Genomic DNA, 24,717 nt, shown 5'->3' on the forward strand with positions numbered 1-24,717 from the left:
ATGTCCCCGGACCGTACAGTGGGAGAGGGCCGGGGTGAGGGCATCAGGCCGCACCCTAAAATAATATTTCGTTTTGCGAGCCGCCTTCCAGAGCCTCTCTTGCCACCCGATCTTCAAAGCAGTATCTTCTCGCCACGCCTGCAAAATCAGGCGTCAGGGTTGGTCCCCTGAATATCCTCATCATCACTTCTCACTTGAGGAATATTATTCATGGAATACACCTTTTCTCACACCTTATTTACCGCCCCGTTCGATCACACCACCGATTTCACCGAACTGGCAGACAACTGCGCGCGGTTTGTCGACGTACTGGTTGAATGTGACGATCCAACCCAAAAGATGGCGCTGTGCGGACAGCTCTCTACCTGCCTTTCCCTGCTTCAGCCAACGTTGCTTGAACCTGTTCCTGAACATTTAAAAGCGAGCCTGACGGTGGATGACCTGCCGCTGGACGTGCCGGTCTTTGAGCCGGAAATGGATCAACTGGGGAGATACTGCCAGCTGCTAACGCAATTGCTATTGGCTCGAACGCTCCCGGCGAGCGATGAAAGAGTGGCGGGAGATTTATTGCAGGACCTTACAGGGTTTTACGGCGATACGCTGAAAGCACCGCGCTGGCTGCGTACCACTGAAGGTGTCGTACAGTTGTAAAAAAGCCGTCACCCGACAAATCCAGCCTCTGCGGCCTGATGCCCTCACCCACAGGGAGAGGGAGCAAACATCAAAAAGGCAACTTACGTTGCCTTTTGCGTTTTCCTTGAGAGGGAGAAAACCGGAGTTAGCTCAGCAGCGTAAACGCAATCATCCCGACAATTGCACCTGTTGTGCCGAGGATAGTTTCCATCAGCGTCCAGGTTTTCAGGGTTTGTGCTTCGGTCGCACCGGTGAATTTACCGAACAGCCAGAAGCCTGCGTCATTCACGTGAGACACCACGATAGACCCACCTGCAATACAAATTGACAGCGCGGCCATCTGTGCACCGGAGTAATGCAGCTGTTCAATCACCGGCATCACCAGACCCACGGCGGTTAAACACGCCACGGTCGCAGAGCCCTGAATGATACGCACCGCAGCCGCCAGCACAAAGCAGGTTACCGCAATCGGCAAGCCCATGCCGGTCAGCGCTTCACCCAAAGCCGGGCCCACGCCAGAATCCACCAGCACCTGCTTGAACACGCCACCGGCACCGATCACCAGCAGGATGATACCCGCCGGTTGCAGCGCAGCACCGCAGATCTCCATCACCCGGTCTTTCGGCATCCCCTGACGCATCGCCAGGCCGTAAATCGCCACCAGACACGCCACCAGGATCGCCGTGAACGGATGGCCGATAAACTCAAACCATTCGTAGGCGCTAGAGCCCACCGGCACGAAACGCGCAGCGATGGTTTTCAGGCCCACCAGAACCAGCGGCAGCAGGATCAGCGACAGACTGAATCCGAAGGACGGCATTTTGCCTTCGCCGAGGTGCGGCTCGGTAATGTCATCAGGAATGTGCAGTTCAACATAACGGCTGATAAAATTGCCCCACAGCGGGCCGGCAATAATCATCCCCGGAATTGCCGCGCACAGGCCAATCAGGATCATCCAGCCAAAGTCAGCGTGCATCTGGGACGCCAGCAGCATCGGTGCAGGCCCCGGCAGCAGGAACGCTGCGGCGGCGGCCACGCCCGCAAACAGCGGAATAACCAGCTTCACAAGGTTGGTGCCAGTATGGCGCGCCATCGAGAATGCCACGCTAATCAGCAGCACCACCGCCACTTCGAAGAACAACGGCAGCGCGCAAATCAGACCGGCCAGACCAATCGCATAGTGCGCGCGGCTGTGCCCGAAGGATTTCAGCATTTTGACGGCTATCTGATCGACTGCGCCCGTCTCATGCAAAATCTTGCCAAACATCGCACCCAGTGCCACGACAATCGCCAGGAAGCCCAGCGTGCCGCCCATCCCTTTTTCCATGGTCGCTGCGATTTTGTCGAGCGGCATTCCGGAAAACAGACCTGCACCAATAGAAACCACCATCAAAGCAACGAAAGCGTGCATACGCGCTTTCATCACTAAAAACAGCAGCAGCAAAACAGAACCTACTGCTGTTAAAACAAGCGTTAATGTACTCACAACTTACTGCCTTTTATTAATAACCTCGATGGTGCTGGCAACAACACCTTCCAGTGACTGATCGATATCAACCACTAAGACATCTTTTTCATCCGAACCCGGCTCCTGCAACGCTTCAAACTGCGTCACCAGCATCTGGGTTTTGAAGAAGTGACCTTTGCGCGCCTTCAGGCGGCTTTCAATCACCTCGAAATCACCTTTCAGGTAGATGAAAGAGAGGTTCGGGTTACCGTCACGCAGCAGGTCGCGGTAGGTTTTTTTCAGCGCGGAACACACAATCAAAGAGACTTTGTTGGTGCGCTGCATCGCGAACGCAGCGTCGTTCAGCGCCTGCAACCACGGTTTGCGGTCGTCGTCGTTCAGCGGTTCGCCTGCGGCCATTTTGGTGATGTTGCTGCGCGGATGGAGGAAGTCGCCATCAAGAAACGCGGCATGAAGTTGATGCGCCACTTCGCTGGCAACGGCAGATTTACCGCTACCGGAAACGCCCATCAGGACGTAAACGTGGTGATCATGATTAGTCGTGCTCAAAGGGAGTCCCTCAGTCAATTGTTACGGGTAACTGTTATCGGTAACATTGTCCTGCCGGGGCAAAACAGAAGCAATATCCAAACGTGCGCGAAGTGAATAAGTGTGAGCTACTTCAAATTTGTCAGGTTAAATAGATCCACCTGGTGACAAGGTGAAACCTAAATCTAACATTTTAGGGGTCACAACCTCACCACGAATGCGCGCCAGCAGGCGTTCTGCGCCAATACGACCCATGCGTTCACGCGGTGTCAGGACGCTCGCCAGACGCGGCTCCATCACCTGGCCAATGTCATGGCCGTGGAAACCAGCAATCGCCATATCATCAGGGATTTTCAGCCCCAGACGCTGACATTCAAACGCCGCACCGACCGCGAGGTCATCGTTGGTGCAGAAAATACCGTCCAGTTGCGGATACTCGCGTCGTGCCTGGCGCATCAACTCAATACCCGACGTATAGGAAGAGGACTGCTCCACCATCACGCTGTACGGGGTTAAGTTTGCGTCGAGCATCGCCTGCTCGTATCCCTTCTGTTTGATGATAGTACGTTCATCAAGACGCGCACCCAGGTAGGCCACATGGCGATGACCGCGGGCGATGATCGCCGCGGTCATTTGACGCGCCGCTTCGAAGTTATCAAACCCGACGGCGATATCGAGGCAGGGCGACTGGCTGTCCATCAACTCCACCACCGGGATGCCGGCCACTTCAATCATTTTCAGCGTGCGCGGGGTGTGAGTACGTTCCGTTAAAATCAGGCCGTCGATGTTCCAGGAAAGCATTGATTCAAGACGTTCTTCTTCCAGTTCCGGCTTGTACCCGTAGTGCGCCAGCATGGTCTGATAACCAAACGCATCGGTCACACTTTCGATACCGCGTAATACTTCGGCGAAAACCTGGTTGGTCAAGGAAGGAAGCAAGACACCTACCGCGCGGCTGGTGGCATTGGAGAGAATATCGGGTGCGCGGTTGGGGATATAACCCAGTTCATCGAGGGCAGCGGCAATCTTGCCACGCAACGCCACGGAAACCTGTTCCGGGTTACGTAAAAAACGGCTGACCGTCATTTTGGTCACACCGACGCGATCGGCTACATCCTGAAGTACGGGGCGTTTCTTTTTCATCGTCCTGAGAAATCTTAAGTGATAGATTTTCTCAGTTTATCACGGACAAAGCCCATCCTTCCCCTTTCAGAGGGAAGGATGGGCAATTATTTATGAATTATTAAACCGGCGGCAGATCGAACAGCAGAATTTCGCTTTCGCTGTCGGCATGAACGGACAGTGCCTGCTCATCCCAGATTGCCAGACCATCAGCCGTGGTGGCTTTAGTACCGTTAATGGTCACTTCACCTTTCACCACCTGGATCCACACGCGGCGGTTGGCAGCAATCTGATGCACAGACTGTTCGTTTTTCGCCAGCGCCCAGCGATACAGTTCCATATCCTGGTTCACTTTCAGGGAACCTTCACGCGCATCCGGGGACAGCACCAGCTGTTTGCCCTGCTCTGCGTCGAAACGACGCTGTTCGTAACGCGGCGTGATGCCGGTTTTTTCTGGAATGATCCAGATTTGATACAGGTGCAGTTTTTCCGTTTTGCTTGGGTTGTACTCAGAGTGACGCACCCCGGTACCCGCGCTCATAATCTGGAACTCGCCCGCCGGAACCTGCTCTTTGTTGCCCATGCTGTCCTGGTGCTCAACCGCCCCTTCCAGCACATAAGTCAGGATTTCCATGTCTTTGTGCGGATGGGTTCCGAAGCCCTGGCCTGCGTCAATCACGTCGTCGTTAATCACGCGCAGTGCAGAGAAGCCCATGAAATTCGGGTCGTAGTAATCAGCAAACGAGAATGAATGCCATGAGTCCAGCCAGCCATGATTCGCGTGACCACGTTCGTTTGCTTTGCGTAAGTAGATCATTGTTTTCACCCTCAGTTCGTTTCGATGGAGTAAGTGTGGACGTAAACGGCCTGGGATCATAGAGGGTGAAAATTGACTCCTCTGTTCAAAAAATATGAATAATTACAGAGGAGCCATTTTTACTTATCTGGCGAGGGTTATCGTGGCAGGAGAAGCCTGTGCAAAGGCCCGTTCAAGGATTTCAAGGTTGGTCAGAACTTCAGTTTCCTTGACGTAATTCGGCGCGCCGTTGCTGAGGGTGTCAAACAACGCATCGTACACGCGGCCATAGTCGCCCGTTTCAGGTGCCAGTTCTTCCCTGACCGTTACGCCATCGTCATTCACGTACTCCAGCACGCCCACGGAATCATCCGCCGCAAAACCGGGATCGCCCGGCATGATATTGGCCTTCAGGCTGGTTTCCTGCTGGTCAATGCCGTACTTGATAAACGACCCTTTCGTGCCATGGACGATGAATTTCGGATAGTCGATTTTCACCAGATGGCTGGTTTTGACGATGGCCTTCAGGTCGCCGTAAAACAGCTGCGCTTCGAAGGTATCGTCCGGGTTGGCTTTATTACGCAGGCTGCGGATGTCATAGGCCACGTCACCCGGGCGGCCAAACAGAGAGATAATTTGGTCCATCGTATGCACGCCCAGGCCATAGAACGCGCCATCCTGCGGCTGGCCGGGTTTGGTTTCCGCCACCGGACGGAAGTAATCAAAATGGCTTTCAACCTCAACGATATCACCGAGCTTGCCGCTCTCAATCGCCTTTTTTGCCGTCAGGAAGCAGCTGTCAAAACGGCGATTCTGGTATGGCGTGACGATCAGCCCTTTGCTTTTCGCCAGCGCAAACAGGGTTTTCGCTTCGGCAAGCGTCGGGGTGAACGGTTTTTCCACCAGCACATTTTTCCCGGCTTCCAGCGCGCGTTTTGCGTAGTCGAAATGGCTGTCAGCGTGGGTACAAACGATAACCAGTTTGACCTGCGGATCGCTTAAGACTTCATCAAGGTCGCTGGTGAAATGAATATGGGAATACTGCGGGGATTGCTCTTCGGGTTTCGCGCTGCGGCGGTAGACGTGGGCAACGTGCCAGCGGTCTTTACGGTTGAGAACATACGGCAGGTGATACCGGGTGGTGCTTTTACCAAATCCAATAAATGCGCAATGTAGGGTCATAGCTCAGTCCTTTTGGAAGGTTACTGGGACTTACCATAACAAAAAAAAAGCCAGCTAGAAGCTGGCTAAAGTAATACTGGAAGCAATGTGAGCAATGTCGTGCTTTCAGGTTCCCGTAGCGGTTCTCCTGAATGCGAGACAATAATAATCATTCTCATTCGCACTTGTCCAATACTTTTTGCAAAAAATAGCGGTTGACTCAAGTTTTAAAGTCACTGATGTTGAAAGAGACATTAACCCACAGAGGACGAAGGAATGAGTGAGATAGTGATACGCCACGCTGAACCGAAAGATGCCGAAGCATTACGCCAGAATTATATGCATCCGGAGGTGTATCACGACACGCTACAACTACCTCATCCTTCCCTTGAGCATTGGCAGGAACGCCTTATCCCTAAGCCTGGCCAAAAACGCCTGGTGGCCTGCATCGACGAGAAAATCGTCGGCGATCTGGCGCTTCAGGTGGAAGCAAGCCCGCGCCGCAGCCACGTGGCAACCTTTGGTATCAGCGTTGCAGCACAGGCTCAGGGGCGCGGAGTCGGCAGCGCGTTAATGCGTGAGATGATCAACCTTTGCGACAACTGGATGCGCATCGACCGTATTGAGTTAACGGTGTTTGCTGATAACCCGCCAGCGCTGGCGTTGTACCGGAAATTTGGTTTCGAAATTGAGGGTACGGGCAAGAAATTCGCGCTGCGCAACGGCGAGTATGTGGATGCCTATTATATGGCAAGAATGAAGTGACACACTCCCCTCACCCCGGCCCTCTCCCCATAGGGGCGAGGGAGAAAAGACCCCACCGTGCAATCCCCTCTCCCCTATGGGGAGAGGGTTAGGGTGAGGGGAATAATCAGTACCCTGCCGTTAAATCATCCACCGAACGTGGATCCGATGCCCCAAACAGCGCACCGTCCGGCCCGACCATAATGCTCTGGGTGCTGCCCATCGCCTCTTTCACGGCCACTTTTTGCCCGCGCTGCTCCAGCAGTTTGAGGGTGTCCGGGCTAAAGCCCTTCTCAACGCGCAGCTCATCCGGCAACCACTGATGGTGGAAACGTGGGGCGTTAGTGGCTTCCGCCACGTTCATCCCAAAATCGATACTGTTCACCACCATTTGCAGCACGGTCGTGATAATACGGCTGCCACCAGGGCTACCGGTCACCAGCCAGGTTTTACCGTCTTTCACCACGATAGTGGGCGACATAGACGACAGCGGACGTTTCTTCGGCCCGACGGCGTTGGCATCACCACCCACCAGCCCGTAGACGTTTGGCACGCCCGGTTTGGCAGAGAAATCATCCATCTCGTTATTCAGCAGAATACCGCTGTTACCCGCCACAATCCCGGTACCGAAGGTGGTGTTAAGCGTGTAGGTCACCGCCACCGCGTTACCGTCTTTATCCACTACCGAGAAATGCGTGGTCTGGTTGCTTTCATACGGTGCCAGCTTGCCGGGGCGGATTTCACTCGACGGTTTAGCTTTATTGATATCAATCTCATCAGCAATGGATTTGGCATAGGCTTTGTTGGTCAACGCCTGCCACGGCACCTTCACAAAGTCCGGGTCACCAAGATATTCCGAACGGTCGGCGTAGGCGCGTTTTTCCGCCTCCGCCATCACCTGCATGGCATCCGCGCTGCCGAAGCCAAACTTGTGCATATCGAAGTTTTCAAGAATGTTGAGGATCTGCACGATGTGGATCCCGCCGGAAGACGGCGGCGGCATAGAGAACACCTGATAACCACGATAGCTTCCGCTAATCGGCTCGCGCTCAACCGCCTTGTACTCAGCCAGATCCGCTTTGGTGATTAACCCGCCGTTCTTTTGCATCTCTTCGGCAATCTGGTCCGCTATCGCCCCTTTGTAAAAGGCATCCGGCCCGTGCTCCGCAATCAGCTCCAGGCTTTTCGCCAGGTTTTTCTGCACCAGCCTGTCGCCTTTTTTCAGCGGCTCGCCGTCTTTCCAGAAGATGGCCTTACTGTTTTCATGATTCGGGATCACTTCGCTGCCGTAGGTTTTCAGGTCGTCAGCCAGCGCATCGTTTACCACAAAACCGTCTCGCGCCAGTTTAATGGCAGGCTGCACCACTTTATTGAGCGGCATCGAGCCGTATTTTTCCAGCGCCAGGGAGAAGCCTGCCACCGTACCCGGCGTGCCGGATGCCAGGTGCGACGTCAGCGATTTTTTGCTGTCCGGGTTGCCCTGGTCATCAAGGAACATATCGCGGGAAGCCTGATTCGGCGCCATTTCGCGGAAGTCGATGGCCGTGGTTTTGCCATCTTTGGTGCGCAGCATCATAAAGCCGCCACCGCCCAGGTTACCGGCCTGCGGGTGCGTTACCGCCAGCGCGTAACCCACAGCCACCGCCGCATCTACCGCGTTCCCACCCTGCCTGAGAATATCCACGCCTACTCGCGTGGCCATCGCATCAACCGATGCCACCATGCCATGCGTCGCCCGCACGGGATGAAACACATCTTCCTCCACGCCGTAGGACACTGGCGGAGCGGCTGGCGGGTTCGCCGCCACGCTAAATGTGCCGCTGGCCATTAACGCCGCGATTGCAATCCAGCGCAAATATGTTGGTTTCATAGTTATTGTTCTCCAGGTGATGGGATCCATATGCCCGGGTTAAGCCTGGTTCACAACTCCTAAAAAATCATTGTTATGCTGGATCCGGGGTAAACTTAAGAAAAGCCTCAGAGGGGGAGAAAACCATGAAACGATTACTGATCCTGGCCGCATTGTTACCTTTTGCTGCACTTGCACAGCCACTCAACACCATGAATAACCCGAACCAACCGGGCTATGTCATTCCGAGCCAGCAACGTATGCAAACGGAAATGATGGGCCAACAGCAGCAACAAAAAGGGATGCTCAACCAGCAGTTGAAAACGCAAACCCAACTCCAGCAGCAGAGCCTGCAAAATCAAATGAATGCCAATACTCAACGCATTCAGCAGGGTCAGGTACGTGAACAACCGCTGCCAAATCAAAACGGCGGCATGTTAGGCGGGGGAACAACGCAGAGTAGCGGACAGCAGCATATGCTGCCGTCGCAGTCGAATGGCAGTATGCTTAATAATCCGCAGAATTAAAAGCCGGGCCAATCTGGTCAATGGCGTCAGTGCAGATGCTATCCACCCCCCAGCGCAGCAGTTCGGCTGCACGCTGGGGTTTGTTGACGGTGTAGACCAGAATATGCAGCCCCGCCGCTTTTAACATCTTCACCCGCGCTTCATCCAGCAGCTTGTGGTTCAGGTGAATCGACACGCAGGCTAAACGCGTGGTTAGCGCGTGCCAGTCTTCACGCCACTCATCCAGCAGTAACCCGCGCGGCAGTTCCGGTACTGCCGCCTGAGCCGCTTCCAGCGCGTCAATTTCAAACGACGAGAGTAACGGCGCGGTCATCCCTTCCCACAGTTCGCGTGCGGCCAGGGCAATCACCTTGCCGGTTATCGGCCCGGTGCCGGTGGTCGGTTTGATCTCAATGTTGGCCATCATCCCGTGTTGACGACAGCGGTCGGCCACTTCCGCCAGCAGCGGCAGTGGTTCGCCTTTGAATTCGCCGCTGAACCAGCTTCCGGCATCCACTTTCAGCAGGTCGCGCCACGGCAGCTCACCCGCGACACCCCAGCCGTTGCTGGTGCGTTCAAGGTTGTCATCGTGCAGCAGAAAAATTTCGCCGTCTTTCGACAGCTTGGCGTCGAATTCGATCATCGTGTGACCATAACGCGCACCGGTGTCGATGGCAGCCAGGGTGTTTTCCGGCGCCAGTTTACCGCCGCCACGGTGGGCGACGATGTGGGGATAAGGCCAGTTACTCATATGCGTTGTCCTGTTTCACCGTCAAATAAGTGCAGGTGATTTTCCGGCAGATGTAGCCACAGCGTGCTGCCTGCTTTAGGGCGTTCCTGATGTGCCAGACGCACCACCAGTTTTTGCTCGCCCCAACGTCCGTGCGCCAGGTTGTCTGCACCCAGCATCTCCAGCGTGTCCATCACCAGCGGCACGCCGCCTTCCGCCTGAGAGGTCAAGCCAATATGCTCCGGGCGGATCCCGAGCGTCATTTTACGCCCGGCGTAGCCACGATAGTACCAGTTGACCGGCAAAGCCATACCGCTTTCCAGCTCAAAATGGGTACCCGCGCTGCTGATACGCCCTTCCAGCAGGTTCATTGCCGGGCTGCCGATAAAGCTCGCCACAAAGCGGGTGGCCGGTTTTTCGTACACTTCAACCGGGGTGCCAATCTGCTCGGCGATCCCTTTATTCATCACCATCACGCGCTGGGCAAGCGTCATCGCTTCGACCTGGTCGTGGGTCACGTACAGGGATGTCGTTTTAAGACGACGGTGCAACTGTTGCAACTCAAGGCGCATCTGCACACGCAGCTTGGCATCCAGGTTTGAGAGCGGTTCATCGAACAGGAACACCGCCGGGTCACGCACGATAGCGCGGCCCATTGCCACGCGCTGACGCTGGCCACCGGAAAGCTCGCGCGGGCGGCGTTTGAGAAGGCCGTCCAGCTCCAGAATACGGGCCGCTTCTTTGACGCGCTCATCGATATGGCTTTTACCCATACCGCGGATTTTCAGCCCCCAGGCCATGTTCTCTTCCACGCTCATGTGCGGATAAAGCGCATAGTTCTGGAACACCATCGCGATACCGCGGTCTTTTGGCTCCATTTCGGTGACGCGCTGGCGGTCAATCCAGATATCGCCGGATGTCACGCGCTCAAGCCCCGCCACCATGCGCAGCAGCGTCGATTTGCCGCAGCCTGACGGGCCAACCATCACGATAAATTCTCCGTCCGCTACGTCGAGCGTTAACGGCTGAATGACCTGGGTTTTGCCGTCCCAGCTTTTGGTTACTGCCTGAAGTTTTAAACCTGCCATCTTATTTCTCGCTATCGACCAGGCCGCGGACAAACGCACGCTGCATGGCTAAAACAATGACTACGGGTGGGATAAGGGTGAGCAGCATCGCCGCCATCACCTGGTTCCAGAGGGTGGTGCCTTCGCCGGTGGCGATCATGCCTTTGATGCCCGCCACGGCGGTGCCGAGGTTGACGTCCTGGATAATCAGCAGCGGCCAAAGATACTGGTTCCAGCCGTAGATAAAGGTGATCACAAACAGCGCCGCGAGGTTGGTTTTCGACAGCGGCAGCACGATGTCGCGGAAGAAGCGCATCGGTGAAGCGCCGTCGATACGCGCGGCTTCAATCAGTTCGTCCGGCAGGGTCATAAAGAACTGGCGGAACAGGAAGGTGGCGGTCGCCGAGGCCATCAGCGGCAGGGTTAAGCCCGCGTAACTGTCCAGCATCTTGAGGTTGGCGATCACTTCCACCGTTGGGAAAATACGCACTTCCACCGGCAGCATCAGGGTGATGAAGATCATCCAGAAGAACAGGTTACGCAGCGGAAAGCGGAACCAGACGATGGCGAAAGCCGAGAGCATCGACACCGTGATTTTGCCGACCGTAATGCCGAACGCCATGATGAAGCTGTTAAGCATCATCAGCCAGAACGGTGCGCTGTTGGCGCCCACGCCCTGGGTCCAGATGGTTTTCATGTTCTCGAACAGATGCCCGCCCGGGATCAGCGTCATGGGGGTGTCGAACACCGCTTTGGTATCAAGCGTGGCGGCAACAAAAGCCACGTACAGCGGGAACAGAATGACGATGATGCCCAGAATGAGCATGGTATGGCTGAAAATCGTCAGCCCGCGACGGTTCTCAATCATTGGTAGCGCACCTTACTTTCGACATAACGGAACTGCACCACCGTAAGGATGATGACAAGGAACATCAGCACGACGGACTGCGCGGCAGAGGCCGAGAGATCCAGGCCGGCAAACCCTTCGCGGTAGATCTTATAGATAAGCGTGGTGGTCGCCTGCACCGGGCCACCGGCGGTGGCGGCATCGATCACCGGGAAGGTGTCGAAGAAGGCGTACACCAGGTTGACCACCAGCAGGAAGAAACTCACCGGGGCGATCAGCGGCAGCGCCAGCTTAAAGAAGCGACGGATCGGGCCTGCGCCATCAATCGCGGCCGCCTCAACCAGCGAGCGCGGAATGGATTGCAGCGCGGCAAAGAAGAACAGGAAGTTATAGCTGATCTGCTTCCATACAGAGGCGAACACCACCAGAAACATCGCCTGGCCACTGTTCTGCGCGTGGTTCCAGTCGTAGCCAAACTCCGCCAGAAAATGGGTAATCAGCCCGCGCCCCGGGTTAAACAGGAAGATCCACAGCACGGCGGCGACGGCAGGCGCAACAGCGTATGGCAGCAGCATTAACGTCTGATAAATACGGCTGCCACGCACCACATAATCCACCAGCGCGGCAAAGAACAGCGAGGCGACAAGGCCGCTCACGGTCACCAGGGTGCTGAATTTGATCGTCGTCCAGAAGGCGTCGATATAGTAGCTGTCATGCCACAGGGCTGCGAAGTTATCCAGGCCAACGAACTGGCTGGAAAGACCAAATGGATCAACGCTTTGCACCGAGTACCACAGCGCTTCGCCCGCAGGCCAGATAAAGAAGATGACGGTGATGACCAGTTGCGGCGCGACCAGCAGATACGGCAGCCAGCGCGAACGGAACACCGGACGGGATGATGACATAGGTTAGCTCAGGTTGGTTTCCCCTCACCCTAACCCTCTCCCCAAAGGGGCGAGGGGATAATTACACCCTCTCCCCAAAGGGGAGAGGGTCGGGGTGAGGGGTAAGGTTTTAATTACGATTTGGTCGACTGCTCAAAGCGGCGCAGCAGCTGGTTACCACGTTCTACCGCTGAATCCAGCGCCTGCTGTGGCGTTTTCTTGCCGGTCCACACGCTTTCCAGCTCTTCATCGACGATGGTACGGATCTGCGGCATATTGCCCAGACGCAGACCTTTCGTGAACGGCAATGGCGGCTTGTTCAGCATCTGACGCGTGGCGATATCCGCACCCGGGTTCTTGTCATAGAAGCCCTGCTGACGGGTCAGGTCATACGCGGCTTTGGTGATTGGCAGGTAGCCGGTCTTCTGGTGCCATTCGGCGGCATTTTCTGGCTTCGCCAGGAAATCCAGGAACTCGGCAACGCCTTTGTAAGTCCCGTTGTCTTTACCTTGCATCACCCACAGGCTTGCCCCGCCGATGATGGCGTTCTGCGGTGCGCCTTTCACGTCAGCGTCGTAAGGCATCATGCCCACGCCGTAGTTGAATTTGGCGTAATGACGGATATCCGCCAGCGAGCCGGAAGAGGCGGTAGTAATGGCGCAATCACCGTTGTAGAACTTCTCGGTGGATTCGTCTTTACGGCCGAAGTAGCTGAAATCGCCCTTCTTGTTCAGTTCTTCCAGCAGCGCGATGTGTTTCACCTGCTCTGGTTTGTTGAACTCCAGTACCGCGTCAGTGCCGTCGAAACCGTTGTTTTTGGTGGCAACCGGCAGGCCGTGCCAGGCGCTGAAGTTCTCAATCTGGATCCAGCCCTGCCAGCCACTCGCATAACCACACTTCATCCCCGCGGCTTTCAGCTTCGCGGTGTACTCAGCCAGATCCTGCCAGGTTTTTGGCGGCTGCTCTGAATCTAAACCGGCTTTCTTGAAGGCGTCTTTGTTGTAGTACAGAACAGGGGTGGAGCTGTTAAACGGCTGAGACAGCAGGTGGCCGGTTTTGGAGTCGGTGTAGTAACCGGAAACGGTCGGCACGAACTGGGATTCGTCGAACTTGATACCCGCGTCTTTGAACACTTCGTACACCGGTTTAATGGCTTTAGAAGCCATCATGGTGGCGGTGCCGACTTCATAAACCTGTAACAGTGCAGGCGCGTTGCCGGTACGGAAAGCAGCAATGCCCGCACTCAGGCTCTGCTCGTAGTTACCTTTGTACACCGGCACAATTTTGTAATCCGGGTGGGTGTCGTTGAAACGTTGCGCCAGGGAGTCAACTTCTTTACCCAACTCCCCTTCCATGGAATGCCAGAACGGAATGGTGGTGACAGCCATTGCGTTCGTCGCAAAAGCCAGACCAATTGCCAGACCCAAAGCTGTGTGTCGTAACGATGTCATTGTCATCTCTCTTATTGTGCCGGATGCGCGATATCACGCGTTTTATGCTCGCGAGGTAACATGACATGCTCGAATGACAGAAAAATAACTGTTTATTTACAGAATGATGACAACAAAGCGTCAGGGGGATGATGGTTGTGTGAAGGGGATTGGGGTTTGGTTTGGGTGCGGTCTGGTGCCCTCACCCCGGCCCTCTCCCATGTACGGTCCGGGGACATGGTAGACAGGTGTTCGGGGACATGGTGAACACTTTTTAACATCCTTTACCCATGGTGATCGACTTTTTCTTCAGGTCGATCACCCCCACTTTCGTGCTGTACCACCACACCTCGTAGCTGCCGTCTTCCTGCATCTCCTTCAGCCCGACCCGTTCTCCCCTGAACGCCTTGCCTGCGCTCAGACTTACCCCTTTCACGCTCAGCTTTCCGCTGATATCCACTTTCCTGACCATCACGCCCTCGTCGTATTCCGGGGGCGTGGTGTTGCCGCTGTACTGCCGCTCTGACGGCTTATACCGCGACCCCGGTACCGCCATATCCAGCGCCTCATGCGGGCGTTCAAGGTTATAGACTGTCCGCCAGTGGTCGAAGGCGCGCTGCAGTTCGCCCCCGCTCGCGAACCACTTCCCCTGCAGCACTTCTGCCTTCAGGCTCCGGTGAAAACGCTCCAGCTTACCCTGCGTCTGCGGATGATACGGCCGGGAGTGCCCCACCCGGATACCCAGACGCATCAGCCACAGCTCCAGCGCCGTCCAGGTGCCGGTGGTGTCTCCCCACGGAGAACCGTTGTCCATCGTCATCCGGTCCGGCAGGCCGTAGCGCTCAAACACGCTGACCAGCTGCTGCTGCACGGTCTCGCGCCGTTCATCGGTACAGTGCGCCAGGCACAGGGAAAATCGGGAGTGGTCGTCCAGCAGGGTGAGCGGATGGCAGCGGCCGCCTCCAAAGGGAAAGTGGCCCTTAAAATCCATCTGCCAGAGGCGGTTCGGCGCGTCATGTTCGAACCGTCCCGTGGCGGGAATGCCCGGTGAAGTGCCCGGCAGCAGACCGTGACGGGCCATGAGGTTATGGACGGTGCTGAAGGCGGGCATGGTGTGCCCCTGGTCTTCCAGCCAGCGCTTTATCTTGCGTGCGCCCCAGCGTTCATGGCGGTCATGCGCCATACGCAGCAGGGCAGTGATGTCGTCAGATGAGCGGTTCGGGGAATGGTGCGGTATGCGCGGGCGGTCCTGAAGGCCGGAGGCCCCTTCCTCCGCCCAGCGGCGAAGCCACTTATAGCCGGTGGCAGGTGAAATGCCGAAGCGACGGCAGAGGGAACGGATGTTCGCCCCGTCCTGCGAGGCGAACAAAACAAACTCGGTACGTAATGACATGGTATCTCTCGCATCCCAGGACATAAGCGACTCCATAAACGGGTTCTTATGCCTTAGTTGTAAGTGTCTACCATGTCCCCGAACAAGTGTTCACTATGTCCCCGGACCGTACACCCACGGGGAGAGGGAGAAAACACTAAAAAAGGCAACGTGCGTTGCCTTTTTGCTTTTACCTAGCCGCCTAAATACGCACTCCGCACCGCTTCGTTGGCCAGCAGCGCATCGCCGGTATCGGATAGCACGACGTGACCGTTCTCCAGCACGTAGCCGCGGTCGGCGAGTTTCAACGCCTGATTGGCGTTCTGCTCGACGAGGAAGATGGTCATCCCTTCTTTACGCAGCTGTTCGATGGTGTCGAAAATCTGCTGGATGATGATCGGCGCAAGACCGAGCGACGGTTCATCAAGCAGCAGCAAACGTGGCTGGCTCATTAGCGCACGGCCAATCGCCAGCATCTGCTGTTCACCGCCGGACATGGTGCCTGCACGCTGAATACGCCGCTCCCACAGGCGTGGGAAGAGTTCATACACTCGCTTGATACGGGTCTGGAACTGGTCACGGTCGGCAAAGAAGCCGCCCATCGCCAGGTTCTCTTCCACCGTCATACGCGAAAACACACGACGCCCTTCAGGGACAATCGCCACCGCTTCACGCATGATTTTGGCGGTCTGCCAGTCGGTAATATCTTTGCCATCAAACACAATCCGCCCGCTGGTGGCACGCGGATCGCCGCACAGGGTGCCGAGCAGCGTGGTTTTACCTGCGCCGTTCGCCCCAATCAGGGTAACGATTTCACCCTGATTGATATGCAGGCTGACATCATGCAGCGCCTGAATCTTGCCGTAGTGGGCACTTACATTGTCAAACGTTAACATCGCTTTTTCCATCTTATGGCTCGCCCCCATTATGCTTCACCTAAATAGGCGCGGATCACGTCCGGGTTGTTGCGGATCTCTTCCGGCGTCCCGTTAGCCAGCGGCGTGCCCTGGTTTACCACGTAGATACGGTCAGAAATGCCCATCACCAGCTTCATATCATGCTCAATCAGCAGAATGGTGGTGTCATGATGATCGCGCAGCTCGGCAATCAGCTCGTCCAGCTCTTTGGTCTCTTTCGGGTTCAGACCGGCCGCCGGTTCATCGAGCATCAGGATTTCCGGCTGTGTCACCATGCAGCGCACGATTTCAAGACGACGCTGATCACCGTAGGCCAGGTTACTCGCCTGACGGTTAGCGTGCTGAAGCAGACCAATACGATCAAGCCAGGTGGCCGCTCTGTCGAGGGCTTCGCTCTGTGCGCGACGGAAGGCTGGCGTTTTCAGCAAACCGGAGAACAGACCGGATTTCAGCTGCTGATGTTGCGCCACCAGCAGGTTCTCAATCACCGTCATTTCACGGAACAGACGCACGTGCTGGAAGGTACGCACCACGCCCATACGCGCAATCTGCTGACCCGGCAGTCCTTCCAGGTGCTGGTCGCGCAGCATGATGGTGCCGCCCGTCGGCTTGTAGAAGCCGGTCAGGCAGTTGAAGACCGTGGTTTTCCCCGCGCCGTTCGGGCCAATCAGGGAGACAATCTCTTTTTTGTGCAGATCCAGATTCACGTTGTTGACCGCCAGCAGGCCGCCAAAACGCATCATCAGACCGTTAACGGATAATAATGGCTGACTCATGCCTGCTCTCCTTTCGCTTGCCCGTTTTTCAGCTTCAACTGTGGACGGGTCATCGGCAGCAAGCCCTGCGGACGCCAGATCATCATCAGCACCATCAAACCACCCAGCATCAACATGCTGTACTCGTTAAAGTCACGCATCAGCTCACGGGAGACCACCAGCAGAATGGCGGCAAGGATAACGGCGAACTGCGAGCCCATCCCACCGAGCACCACAATCGCCAGCACGAAGGCGGATTCGGCAAAGGTGAAGGATTCCGGGCTGACAAAGCCCTGACGCGCAGCAAACAGCGTCCCGGCAAAACCAGCAAACGCGGCGCTGATGGTAAATGCCGTCAGCTTGATACGGGTCGGGTTCAGACCCAGAGAACGACAGGCAATCTCATCTTCGCGCAGCGCTTCCCACGCGCGGCCCAGCGGCATCCGCAGCAGGCGGTTAATCACGAACAGGGTAATCACTACCAGCAGCAGTGCCACCAGATAGAGCCAGATGACACGGTCAGACGGATCGTATTTCACCCCGAAGAAATTGCTGAAGGTATCCCAGCCGCCTTCACGCGCGGTGCGGCTGAATTCCAGGCCAAAGAAGGTCGGTTTCGGGATCTGGCTGATACCGTTCGGGCCACCGGTTACTTCGGTGTTGTTAAGCAGCAGGATACGGACGATTTCGCCGAAGCCTAAGGTCACAATCGCCAGGTAGTCACCGCGCAGGCGCAGTACCGGGAAGCCCAGCAGGAAGCCCGCAGCAGCAGAGACCAGCCCCGCCAGTGGCAAACAGGTCCAGAAGCCCAGGCCGTAATAGTGGTTCAGCAGTGCAAAGGTGTAGGCACCGATGGCATAGAAACCGCCGTAACCCAGTACCAGCAGGCCAGACAAACCTACAACCACGTTCAGACCCAGGCCCAGAATCACGTAGATCATGGTCAGGGTGGCAATGTCTACCGTACCGCGTGATACCACGAACGGCCAGGCAACAGCCGCGACCAGCAGCGCCACGAGGAACAACTTCTGCTTAACGGTTGAGCCATCGATAGCAGGGAGAACGAATTTCGGGCCAGAGACGTTTTTCAGCGTCTTCTGGAACACCGGACGCAGCAGCTGGAACAGGAACACCACCGCAGTGCCGATAAACACCCACTGCCAGCGGATGTCGGCGGCGGTATCCACCACCAGCTTAGTGCCATCCAGCTCTAACTGAACGCCCATAAAGACGCCCGCCAGCACGAAGAACATGGCGGCAGAGAGCAGCGCCATTGCAAAATGCATCGGTTTCATACTTTCTCTACCTCCGGACGGCCCAGAATACCGGTAGGCATTACCAGCAGAACCAGAATCAGCAGGGCAAACGACACCACATCTTTGTATTCAGTGCTCAGATACGCCGAGGAGAGTGCTTCAGCCACGCCAAGGATCAGGCCGCCGATCATCGCACCAGGAATACTGCCGATACCGCCAAGTACCGCTGCGGTGAAAGCTTTCATCCCGGCCATAAAACCGATATACGGGTTGATAACACCGTAGAACTGGCCGAGCAGCACGCCCGCCACCGCCGCCATCGCCGCACCAATCACGAAGGTGAGCGCAATCACGCGGTCAGTGTTGATACCGAGCAGGCTCGCCATTTTCAGGTCTTCAGCGCAGGCACGGCAGGCGCGCCCCATGCGGGAATAACGAATGAACAAGGTCAGCGCCAGCATCGCAACAAAGGTGACGATCCAGATAACCAGCTGCATGGTGGTAATAGACGCAGAGAAGTTGTCGCTCGCTCCTACAATCCACTGGCCGTTAAACAGGCTTGGCAGCGCCACATCGCGCGAACCTTCGGTCAGGCTGACGTAGTTTTGCAGGAAGATGGACATACCGATGGCAGAGATCAGCGCAATCAGACGCTTGGAGCTACGTACTGGCCGGTAAGCCACACGCTCAATGCTCCAGCCGTAGGCGCTGGCAACCACAATCGCCCCCACGAACCCGGCGGCAACCAGCAGCCAGCTGCTGTCGATCCCCATCATCATCAGCGCGGCGATAATCATAAAGGAGACATAACTGCCGATCATGTACACCTCGCCGTGGGCGAAGTTGATCATGCCGATAATGCCGTAAACCATCGTATAACCGATGGCGATCAGTGCGTAGGTGCTTCCCAGCGTGACGCCGTTAAACATCTGCTGCAAGAAATAGAGAAACTGCTCGGACATATGCAAACCTTTTTATACCCGCCCGGACGCCCGGGCGGTGGGATAATTATTTGGCGACCGAAGACGAACCGTCGGCGTGCCACTTAAAGACACCAAATTCAAATCCCTTCAGATCGCCTTTCTCATCCCAGTTCAGCGGCCCAATCACGGTGTTCGCCCCGTGAGCTTTTAAATCTTTCACTAAATCCAGCGGCTCTTTGCTGTCGGTACGTTCCAGTGCGGTTGCCAGAGACTGCACAGCAGCATAGGTGATCCACACATACGGACCGCTCGGATCTTTCTTCTGCGCTTTGAGCGCATCTACGATAGTCTTATTCGCCGGATCCTGGTCATAGCGTTTTGGCATCGTCACCAGCATCCCTTCCGCCGCATCACCTGCGATGTTAGAGAGTGACGCGTTACCTACCCCTTCCGGGCCCATAAACTGGGTTTTCAGGCCGGTGCCGCGCGCCTGGCGTAACATCTGGCCCATTTCCGGGTAGTAGCCACCGTAATACACGAAGTCGATATTTTCTTTTTGCAGGCGGGCAATCAGCGCCGAGAAGTCTTTCTCGCCTGCGGTGATGCCATCAAAGAACACAATATTCGCGCCGCCTTTTTTCAGGCCATCCTGTACGGAGCGCGCCAGACCTTCGCCGTATTGCTGCTTGTCATGAATAATGGCAATGCGCTTTGGCTTCACGTTTTCGAGGATAAATTTGGCGGCCGTTGGCCCCTGAGAGGAGTCCAGACCTGCGGTACGCATGATGTGCTGGTAACCGCGTTGAGTCAGTTCCGGGTTAGTCGCACCTGGGGTAATCATCAGAATGCCTTCGTCTTCATAGATATCAGACGCAGGCTGCGTGGATGAGGAGCAAAGATGGCCGATGACGTACTGAATGCCGTCGTTAACGATTTTGTTGGCGACCGCGACAGCTTGTTTCGGATCGCAGGCGTCGTCATATTCCACCCCGACCAGTTTGTCGCCCTTGATACCACCTTTGGCGTTGATGTCTTTAATCGCCTGGCGCGCACCGTTGAACTCCATATCGCCCCACTGAGCAACCGGACCGGACATTGCACCTACCACAGCAACTTTAATATCTTCCGCCATAGCTGCATGTGAAATCGCCAGTGCAACTATCCCCGCGACTAACGTCTTCGCGTTCCTTTTCATCTCTGAATCCCCATTCGTGATGTTGTGTATATATTTTGTTTTATTATGGTTAAAAAGCATTCTGTACTTTTAATGAACAACGCTATTTTTACCAGTGCCTTTAATGGTTTAGCGCAGTTTTTTGTCAAAAACCAGACTAAAATCTCTATTTTTCAGGCGATTAAGCAAAGATAATATTCTGAAATCAGGCAGAGATAAACAAATAAAAGTACGGTTTGCAGCATAAAATAACGGTACAAAGCGCCGAATAAATCGCTACTCTTTAGGTTAAAATTCTGCTTGTTTTTCGATCCATGTGTTTTCGAACTGCACATTGTGACGCCGAAAAACTAATCGCCTGGTAAATGGTTTAAAAAGAGGAAGCCGCTGGCTGAATAAATTGAGTACACTGCGCATACTCTTTTTGATTTGGACAAGCAGCTAATGAAACTGACTATCATCCGTCTGGTGACCTTTAGCGATCAGGATCATATCGACCTGGGCAAGATCTGGCCGGAATATTCCCCTTCATCACTGACCGTTGACGAGACGCACCGTATTTATGCCGCACGCTTTAATGAGCGTCTGCTGGCGGCCGTGCGCGTGACGCTGAGCGGGACAGAAGGTGCGCTCGATTCACTGCGCGTGCGTGATGCCACCCGCCGTCGCGGTGTGGGGCAGTATTTGATTGAAGAAGTGATCCGCGAAAACCCGAGCGTGACCTCCTGGTGGATGGCCGACGTGGGCGTAGAAGACCGCAGCGTGATGGCGGCATTTATGCAGGCGTTAGGGTTTACGGCACAGGAAAATGGGTGGGAAAAGCGCTAGGTTTGGTTTGTGCGGCCTGATACGTGCGGCCTGATGCCCTCACCCCGGCCCTCTCCCACGGGGAGAGGCGGCAACCACTAAAATGGCAACCTTAAGGTTGCCATTTGCGTTTATTTGGCGTCAGTAGCAGTACCGTTCGCATGCCAGTCAAACACGCCGAACTCGAAGCCTTTCAGATCGCCCTTCTCATCCCATGACAGCGGCCCCATAACGGTATTTACGGTATTCGCTTTCAGGTATTTCGCGATCTCAGCCGGATCGGCTGACTGATTCAGGCCCGCCTGCAGAGATTGCAGTGCCGCGTAGGTGGTCCAGACGAACGCCCCACTTGGATCCTGTTTCTTCGCTTTGATGGCGTCTACGATAGGTTTGTTCGCTGGAACCTGGTCGTAGTTCTTCGGTTTGGTCACCAGCAGGCCTTCCGCAGACTCACCGGCGATGTTAGACAGAGACACGTTCGCCACACCTTCTGGACCCATGAACTGAGTTTTCAGGCCGGCAGCACGTGCCTGGCGCAGGATCTGGCCCATTTCCGGGTGGTAGCCACCGTAGTAAACGAAGTCGATATTCTCTTTCTTCAGACGCGCCACCAGCGTGGAGAAGTCTTTCTCACCGGCAGTGATACCGTCAAAGAACACCACGTTAGCCTTGGCTTTCTTCAGGTTATCCTGTACGGCACGCGCCAGGCCTTCACCGTATTGCTGTTTATCGTGAACGATCGCGATACGCTGCGGCTTCACTTTTTCCAGAATGTATTTCGCGGCAGTTGGGCCCTGGTCAGAGTCCAGACCGGTGGTACGCAGGGTCAGCTTATAGCCACGCGCAGTCAGTTCCGGTGCGGTTGCCGCCGGGGTGATCATCAGAATGCCTTCGTCTTCGTAGATATCAGACGCTGGCTGGGTGGAAGAGGAGCACAGGTGGCCGATAACGTATTTAATCCCGTCGTTTACCACTTTGTTCGCAACAGCTACCGCTTGTTTCGGATCGCAGGCATCGTCATATTTTACGATTTGCAGTTTTTCGCCTTTAATACCGCCCTTGGCATTAATGTCTGCAACCGCTTGTTCTGCGCCAGTAAACTCCTGGTCGCCGTATTGTGCTACCGGACCGGACATTGCGCCGACAACAGCCACTTTAATATCTGCATGTGCCATCGTGCTGAATGCCAACGTGATACATCCTGCCAGTAACGCTTTACCCTTCTTGTTCATCCTGAGAATCCCCATTGTTATGGTTTTTGCAATTGTTGTGATGTTGTTGTGCGGTACATTATTTTTCTTATAGGCATAAGAAAAGCATATGATAGTTATGTTTTGGGTCACTGCCCGTACCAAAGCAGCATACTCTGCTAGAACATACCCCATTTTTATGAATTTGGAATAGCTAATTTGAAATGTATATATGCTAAGCCCGGCAACGTTTCGCTGCCGGGCAGTGGCTTTATCGTGTCAGCGAGGCAGAGATAATATCCAGCGCTTTACGGAACTGTACTTCGGGGATGGTAAGCGGATAAAGGAAGCGAATAACATTGCCGTATACACCGCAACTCAGCAGCAACAGGCCTTCCTGCAATGCACGCTCCTGGACCTGGCGGGTAAAGTCGGGTGAGGGTTGCCCGGTTTGCGGATCGTTAAATTCCACCGCTACCATCGACCCTTGCGCCCGGATATCAGCAATAAACGGACAATCCGCCTTCGCTTTGTTGAGCACTTCTACCAGATGATGACCAAGGTGCGCCGCGCGTGTGCAGAGATCTTCTTCGTCAATCACGTCCAGCACGGCATGTGCCGCGGCAATCGCCAGCGGGTTACCCGCATAGGTGCCGCCCAGCCCGCCCGGTGCAGGGGCATCCATAACCTCTGCCCGGCCAGACACAGCCGAGAGCGGCATCCCGCCCGCCAGGCTTTTCGCCATGGTGATCATGTCAGGCTTCACGCAGTGGTGTTCCATCGAGAAAAGTTTACCGGTACGGGCAAACCCGGTTTGTACTTCGTCGGCAATCAGCAAAATACCGTGGGTATCGCATAATGCGCGCAGCGACTGCATGAAATCGGCAGGCGCGACGTTAAAACCGCCCTCTCCCTGTACCGGCTCAAGAATAATGGCGGCAACCTGGTCTGGGGCAATATCCGCTTTAAAGATACGCTCGATGCTTTTTAACGCCTCCTGGCTGCTCACGCCGTGAAGTGCATTGGGATATTGTGCGTGGTAAATCGAGCCCGGGAAGGGACCAAAACCGATTTTGTAAGGCGCGACCTTGCCGGTCAGCGCCATTGTCATATAGGTGCGGCCATGAAAACCGCCACCAAAGGTGATAACGCCAGGACGTTTGGTGTAAGCACGGGCAATTTTTACCGCGTTTTCGACGGCTTCTGCGCCCGTTGAGAAGAAGGCCGTTTTGGCCGGACCGTCAATAGGCACACGTTCGTTAATCCGCTCTGCCAGCGCCACGTAGCCTTCATACGGTACAATTTGATAGGCGGTGTGGGTAAAGGCATGGAGCTGTTTTTCAATTGCCGCAATCACTTTTGGATGGCGATGCCCGGTATTCAGCACGGCGATCCCGGCGGCGAAGTCGATAACCTCGTTACCTTCCACATCCCACAGCGTGGCGTTCTCTGCTTTATCGGCATAAAAATTACACATGACACCGATACCGCGCGGCGTCGCCTGCAAACGCCGGTCATTCAGTTCTTTATTTTTCACCCTGTCCCCCTGAGATTTCAGCAGCCCAAAATGCAAATAGCGCATCTGTAAGTGTTTGCCAGGGGGGAGGAATTCGCCAGAGGAGGCGCTAAAAAAACAAAACCCCCGAATTTACATTCGAGGGTTCTCGTCATACTTCGCGGAAATTACGCTTCGATAGCGGCGCGAAGTTTTTTCATGGCGTTCTTTTCAAGCTGACGTACACGTTCAGCGGAGACACCATAGCGGTCGGCCAGCTCCTGCAAGGTGGACTTGTTGTCTTCGTCCAGCCAGCGGGCACGGATAATATCCTGGCTGCGCTCATCGAGGCCTTCCATCGCATGAGTCAGTTTGTTGGCAGCCTGGTCTTCCCAGTTGTCCTCTTCAATGCCATCAGCAAAGTTGGAGGATTTATCCTGAAGATACAGAACCGGCGCCATCGGCTGGCTGTCAGACGCATCGTCGTCAGAAGACATATCAAACGTCATGTCCTGAGCGGCCATACGAGACTCCATCTCACGCACATCTTTGCTGGACACACCCAGCTCACGCGCCACCATTTCAACTTCATCCTGATTGAACCAGCCCAGACGCTGCTTGGTTTTACGCAGGTTGAAGAACAGTTTGCGTTGCGCTTTTGTCGTGGCGACTTTCACGATACGCCAGTTACGCAGGACATATTCGTGAATTTCAGCTTTGATCCAGTGTACGGCGAAGGAGACGAGTCGCACACCCACTTCCGGGTTAAAGCGTCGTACTGCCTTCATCAGACCGATGTTACCTTCCTGAATCAAGTCCGCCTGCGGCAGGCCGTAGCCCGCATAATTACGAGCAACGTGAACAACAAAGCGCAGGTGAGACAGGATCAGCGTCTTAGCTGCTTCCAGATCGCCCTGGTAATGCAGCTTTTCAGCAAGCTCCTTTTCTTCCTCGGCCGTTAACATCGGCCAGGTGTTTGCAGCCCGGATATAAGATTCCAGGTTACCAACAGGGGCTAAAGCTAAAGTTTGCATTTCTTTGGTCATTCATTCCTCTCAATGTT

The 24,717-nt window shown here is 55.2% G+C and carries 24 protein-coding genes; 4 read left to right on the plus strand and 20 right to left on the minus strand.

Annotated features, from left to right (window positions below; all coding sequences use genetic code 11):
• Positions 1-210: 210 nt before the first annotated feature.
• Complete coding sequence (locus tag HV107_RS08300; RefSeq protein WP_182062826.1) at positions 211-651, plus strand: hypothetical protein; 441 nt, start codon at positions 211-213, stop codon at positions 649-651.
• A gap of 127 nt (positions 652-778) precedes the next feature.
• Here HV107_RS08300 and gntU read toward each other — a convergent pair whose 3' ends face one another.
• The 5 genes from gntU to HV107_RS08325 form a co-directional block, all read right to left on the minus strand.
• Positions 779-2,119, minus strand: a complete 1,341-nt coding sequence (gene gntU / locus HV107_RS08305; RefSeq protein ID WP_182062827.1) for a gluconate transporter — start codon at positions 2,117-2,119, stop codon at positions 779-781.
• A gap of 3 nt (positions 2,120-2,122) precedes the next feature.
• On the minus strand, positions 2,123-2,650 hold the full coding sequence (gntK, locus tag HV107_RS08310; protein WP_182062828.1) for a gluconokinase: 528 nt from the start codon (positions 2,648-2,650) through the stop codon (positions 2,123-2,125).
• Between the two features lie 126 nt (positions 2,651-2,776).
• Positions 2,777-3,772 (minus strand): gluconate operon transcriptional repressor GntR, encoded by a 996-nt coding sequence (gene gntR / locus HV107_RS08315; RefSeq protein ID WP_152082572.1) that lies wholly within the window; start codon positions 3,770-3,772, stop codon positions 2,777-2,779.
• Between the two features lie 100 nt (positions 3,773-3,872).
• The gene (locus HV107_RS08320; RefSeq protein ID WP_014072147.1) at positions 3,873-4,568 is read right to left on the minus strand and encodes a pirin family protein; all 696 of its coding nucleotides are present in this window, start codon (positions 4,566-4,568) and stop codon (positions 3,873-3,875) included.
• Positions 4,569-4,691: 123 nt separating this feature from the next.
• Complete coding sequence (locus HV107_RS08325; protein ID WP_182062829.1) at positions 4,692-5,729, minus strand: oxidoreductase; 1,038 nt, start codon at positions 5,727-5,729, stop codon at positions 4,692-4,694.
• Between the two features lie 255 nt (positions 5,730-5,984).
• Here HV107_RS08325 and yhhY point away from each other — a divergent pair, with 255 nt between their 5' ends.
• Entirely contained in the window at positions 5,985-6,473 is a 489-nt protein-coding gene (gene yhhY, locus HV107_RS08330; protein WP_182062830.1) for an N-acetyltransferase, read from the plus strand.
• Positions 6,474-6,579: 106 nt separating this feature from the next.
• Here yhhY and ggt read toward each other — a convergent pair whose 3' ends face one another.
• Positions 6,580-8,322, minus strand: a complete 1,743-nt coding sequence (ggt, locus tag HV107_RS08335) for a gamma-glutamyltransferase (protein WP_182062831.1) — start codon at positions 8,320-8,322, stop codon at positions 6,580-6,582.
• Between the two features lie 125 nt (positions 8,323-8,447).
• On the opposite strand from ggt, the gene HV107_RS08340 reads away from it, so the two are divergent.
• Positions 8,448-8,828 (plus strand): DUF2756 family protein, encoded by a 381-nt coding sequence (locus HV107_RS08340; protein ID WP_182062832.1) that lies wholly within the window; start codon positions 8,448-8,450, stop codon positions 8,826-8,828.
• On the opposite strand, the gene ugpQ is transcribed toward HV107_RS08340, so the two are convergent.
• From ugpQ to livK, 11 genes are all read right to left on the minus strand, one after another.
• Complete coding sequence (ugpQ, locus tag HV107_RS08345) at positions 8,809-9,558, minus strand: glycerophosphodiester phosphodiesterase (protein WP_182062833.1); 750 nt, start codon at positions 9,556-9,558, stop codon at positions 8,809-8,811. The genes HV107_RS08340 and ugpQ overlap by 20 nt on opposite strands.
• The gene (locus HV107_RS08350; protein ID WP_014072153.1) at positions 9,555-10,625 is read right to left on the minus strand and encodes a sn-glycerol-3-phosphate import ATP-binding protein UgpC; all 1,071 of its coding nucleotides are present in this window, start codon (positions 10,623-10,625) and stop codon (positions 9,555-9,557) included. Before HV107_RS08350 ends, ugpQ begins: the two co-directional genes overlap by 4 nt.
• Position 10,626: 1 nt before the next feature.
• Positions 10,627-11,472, minus strand: a complete 846-nt coding sequence (gene ugpE / locus HV107_RS08355) for a sn-glycerol-3-phosphate ABC transporter permease UgpE (protein WP_028015153.1) — start codon at positions 11,470-11,472, stop codon at positions 10,627-10,629.
• Positions 11,469-12,356: a sn-glycerol-3-phosphate ABC transporter permease UgpA gene (gene ugpA, locus HV107_RS08360; protein ID WP_182062834.1), complete on the minus strand. Its 888-nt coding sequence runs from the start codon at positions 12,354-12,356 to the stop codon at positions 11,469-11,471. Before ugpA ends, ugpE begins: the two co-directional genes overlap by 4 nt.
• Positions 12,357-12,469: 113 nt before the next feature.
• The gene (gene ugpB / locus HV107_RS08365; RefSeq protein ID WP_182062835.1) at positions 12,470-13,786 is read right to left on the minus strand and encodes a sn-glycerol-3-phosphate ABC transporter substrate-binding protein UgpB; all 1,317 of its coding nucleotides are present in this window, start codon (positions 13,784-13,786) and stop codon (positions 12,470-12,472) included.
• A 253-nt stretch (positions 13,787-14,039) separates the two neighbouring features.
• Positions 14,040-15,194: an IS481 family transposase gene (locus HV107_RS08370; protein WP_182059485.1), complete on the minus strand. Its 1,155-nt coding sequence runs from the start codon at positions 15,192-15,194 to the stop codon at positions 14,040-14,042.
• A 137-nt stretch (positions 15,195-15,331) separates the two neighbouring features.
• Positions 15,332-16,045 carry a high-affinity branched-chain amino acid ABC transporter ATP-binding protein LivF gene (gene livF / locus HV107_RS08375; RefSeq protein WP_182062836.1) on the minus strand — a complete coding sequence of 238 codons (714 nt, stop codon included), beginning with the start codon at positions 16,043-16,045 and terminating at the stop codon, positions 15,332-15,334.
• A gap of 17 nt (positions 16,046-16,062) precedes the next feature.
• Entirely contained in the window at positions 16,063-16,830 is a 768-nt protein-coding gene (livG, locus tag HV107_RS08380) for a high-affinity branched-chain amino acid ABC transporter ATP-binding protein LivG (RefSeq protein WP_182062837.1), read from the minus strand.
• On the minus strand, positions 16,827-18,104 hold the full coding sequence (gene livM, locus HV107_RS08385; RefSeq protein ID WP_182062838.1) for a branched chain amino acid ABC transporter permease LivM: 1,278 nt from the start codon (positions 18,102-18,104) through the stop codon (positions 16,827-16,829). Before livM ends, livG begins: the two co-directional genes overlap by 4 nt.
• Positions 18,101-19,027 carry a high-affinity branched-chain amino acid ABC transporter permease LivH gene (gene livH / locus HV107_RS08390; protein WP_182062839.1) on the minus strand — a complete coding sequence of 309 codons (927 nt, stop codon included), beginning with the start codon at positions 19,025-19,027 and terminating at the stop codon, positions 18,101-18,103. The genes livM and livH overlap by 4 nt, the downstream gene beginning before the upstream one ends.
• A gap of 46 nt (positions 19,028-19,073) precedes the next feature.
• Positions 19,074-20,183: a high-affinity branched-chain amino acid ABC transporter substrate-binding protein LivK gene (livK, locus tag HV107_RS08395; RefSeq protein WP_182062840.1), complete on the minus strand. Its 1,110-nt coding sequence runs from the start codon at positions 20,181-20,183 to the stop codon at positions 19,074-19,076.
• Between the two features lie 423 nt (positions 20,184-20,606).
• Between livK and panM the strand changes: the two genes are divergently transcribed.
• On the plus strand, positions 20,607-20,990 hold the full coding sequence (panM, locus tag HV107_RS08400; protein WP_182062841.1) for an aspartate 1-decarboxylase autocleavage activator PanM: 384 nt from the start codon (positions 20,607-20,609) through the stop codon (positions 20,988-20,990).
• 110 nt (positions 20,991-21,100) lie between these two features.
• Here panM and livJ read toward each other — a convergent pair whose 3' ends face one another.
• The 3 genes from livJ to rpoH form a co-directional block, all read right to left on the minus strand.
• Positions 21,101-22,201 (minus strand): branched chain amino acid ABC transporter substrate-binding protein LivJ, encoded by a 1,101-nt coding sequence (livJ, locus tag HV107_RS08405; RefSeq protein WP_182062842.1) that lies wholly within the window; start codon positions 22,199-22,201, stop codon positions 21,101-21,103.
• Between the two features lie 229 nt (positions 22,202-22,430).
• Positions 22,431-23,696: a 4-aminobutyrate--2-oxoglutarate transaminase gene (locus tag HV107_RS08410; RefSeq protein WP_182062843.1), complete on the minus strand. Its 1,266-nt coding sequence runs from the start codon at positions 23,694-23,696 to the stop codon at positions 22,431-22,433.
• A gap of 146 nt (positions 23,697-23,842) precedes the next feature.
• Positions 23,843-24,700 carry an RNA polymerase sigma factor RpoH gene (gene rpoH, locus HV107_RS08415; protein WP_166718417.1) on the minus strand — a complete coding sequence of 286 codons (858 nt, stop codon included), beginning with the start codon at positions 24,698-24,700 and terminating at the stop codon, positions 23,843-23,845.
• Positions 24,701-24,717 lie beyond the last annotated feature (17 nt).

The sequence above is a fragment of the Enterobacter sp. RHBSTW-00175 genome (assembly GCF_013927005.1).
Classification (GTDB): Bacteria; Pseudomonadota; Gammaproteobacteria; order Enterobacterales; family Enterobacteriaceae; genus Enterobacter.

Bases quoted from the DNA above. Each gene is read 5' to 3' on its own strand.
- HV107_RS08300 (WP_182062826.1), top strand. From the start codon at position 211: ATGGAATACACCTTTTCTCACACCTTATTTACCGCCCCGTTCGATCAC.
- gntR (WP_152082572.1), bottom strand. From the start codon at position 3,772: ATGAAAAAGAAACGCCCCGTACTTCAGGATGTAGCCGATCGCGTCGGT.
- HV107_RS08320 (WP_014072147.1), bottom strand. From the start codon at position 4,568: ATGATCTACTTACGCAAAGCAAACGAACGTGGTCACGCGAATCATGGC.
- HV107_RS08325 (WP_182062829.1), bottom strand. From the start codon at position 5,729: ATGACCCTACATTGCGCATTTATTGGATTTGGTAAAAGCACCACCCGG.
- yhhY (WP_182062830.1), top strand. From the start codon at position 5,985: ATGAGTGAGATAGTGATACGCCACGCTGAACCGAAAGATGCCGAAGCA.
- ggt (WP_182062831.1), bottom strand. From the start codon at position 8,322: ATGAAACCAACATATTTGCGCTGGATTGCAATCGCGGCGTTAATGGCC.
- HV107_RS08340 (WP_182062832.1), top strand. From the start codon at position 8,448: ATGAAACGATTACTGATCCTGGCCGCATTGTTACCTTTTGCTGCACTT.
- ugpQ (WP_182062833.1), bottom strand. From the start codon at position 9,558: ATGAGTAACTGGCCTTATCCCCACATCGTCGCCCACCGTGGCGGCGGT.
- HV107_RS08350 (WP_014072153.1), bottom strand. From the start codon at position 10,625: ATGGCAGGTTTAAAACTTCAGGCAGTAACCAAAAGCTGGGACGGCAAA.
- ugpE (WP_028015153.1), bottom strand. From the start codon at position 11,472: ATGATTGAGAACCGTCGCGGGCTGACGATTTTCAGCCATACCATGCTC.
- ugpA (WP_182062834.1), bottom strand. From the start codon at position 12,356: ATGTCATCATCCCGTCCGGTGTTCCGTTCGCGCTGGCTGCCGTATCTG.
- ugpB (WP_182062835.1), bottom strand. From the start codon at position 13,786: ATGACATCGTTACGACACACAGCTTTGGGTCTGGCAATTGGTCTGGCT.
- HV107_RS08370 (WP_182059485.1), bottom strand. From the start codon at position 15,194: ATGGAGTCGCTTATGTCCTGGGATGCGAGAGATACCATGTCATTACGT.
- livF (WP_182062836.1), bottom strand. From the start codon at position 16,045: ATGGAAAAAGCGATGTTAACGTTTGACAATGTAAGTGCCCACTACGGC.
- livG (WP_182062837.1), bottom strand. From the start codon at position 16,830: ATGAGTCAGCCATTATTATCCGTTAACGGTCTGATGATGCGTTTTGGC.
- livM (WP_182062838.1), bottom strand. From the start codon at position 18,104: ATGAAACCGATGCATTTTGCAATGGCGCTGCTCTCTGCCGCCATGTTC.
- livH (WP_182062839.1), bottom strand. From the start codon at position 19,027: ATGTCCGAGCAGTTTCTCTATTTCTTGCAGCAGATGTTTAACGGCGTC.
- livK (WP_182062840.1), bottom strand. From the start codon at position 20,183: ATGAAAAGGAACGCGAAGACGTTAGTCGCGGGGATAGTTGCACTGGCG.
- panM (WP_182062841.1), top strand. From the start codon at position 20,607: ATGAAACTGACTATCATCCGTCTGGTGACCTTTAGCGATCAGGATCAT.
- livJ (WP_182062842.1), bottom strand. From the start codon at position 22,201: ATGAACAAGAAGGGTAAAGCGTTACTGGCAGGATGTATCACGTTGGCA.
- rpoH (WP_166718417.1), bottom strand. From the start codon at position 24,700: ATGACCAAAGAAATGCAAACTTTAGCTTTAGCCCCTGTTGGTAACCTG.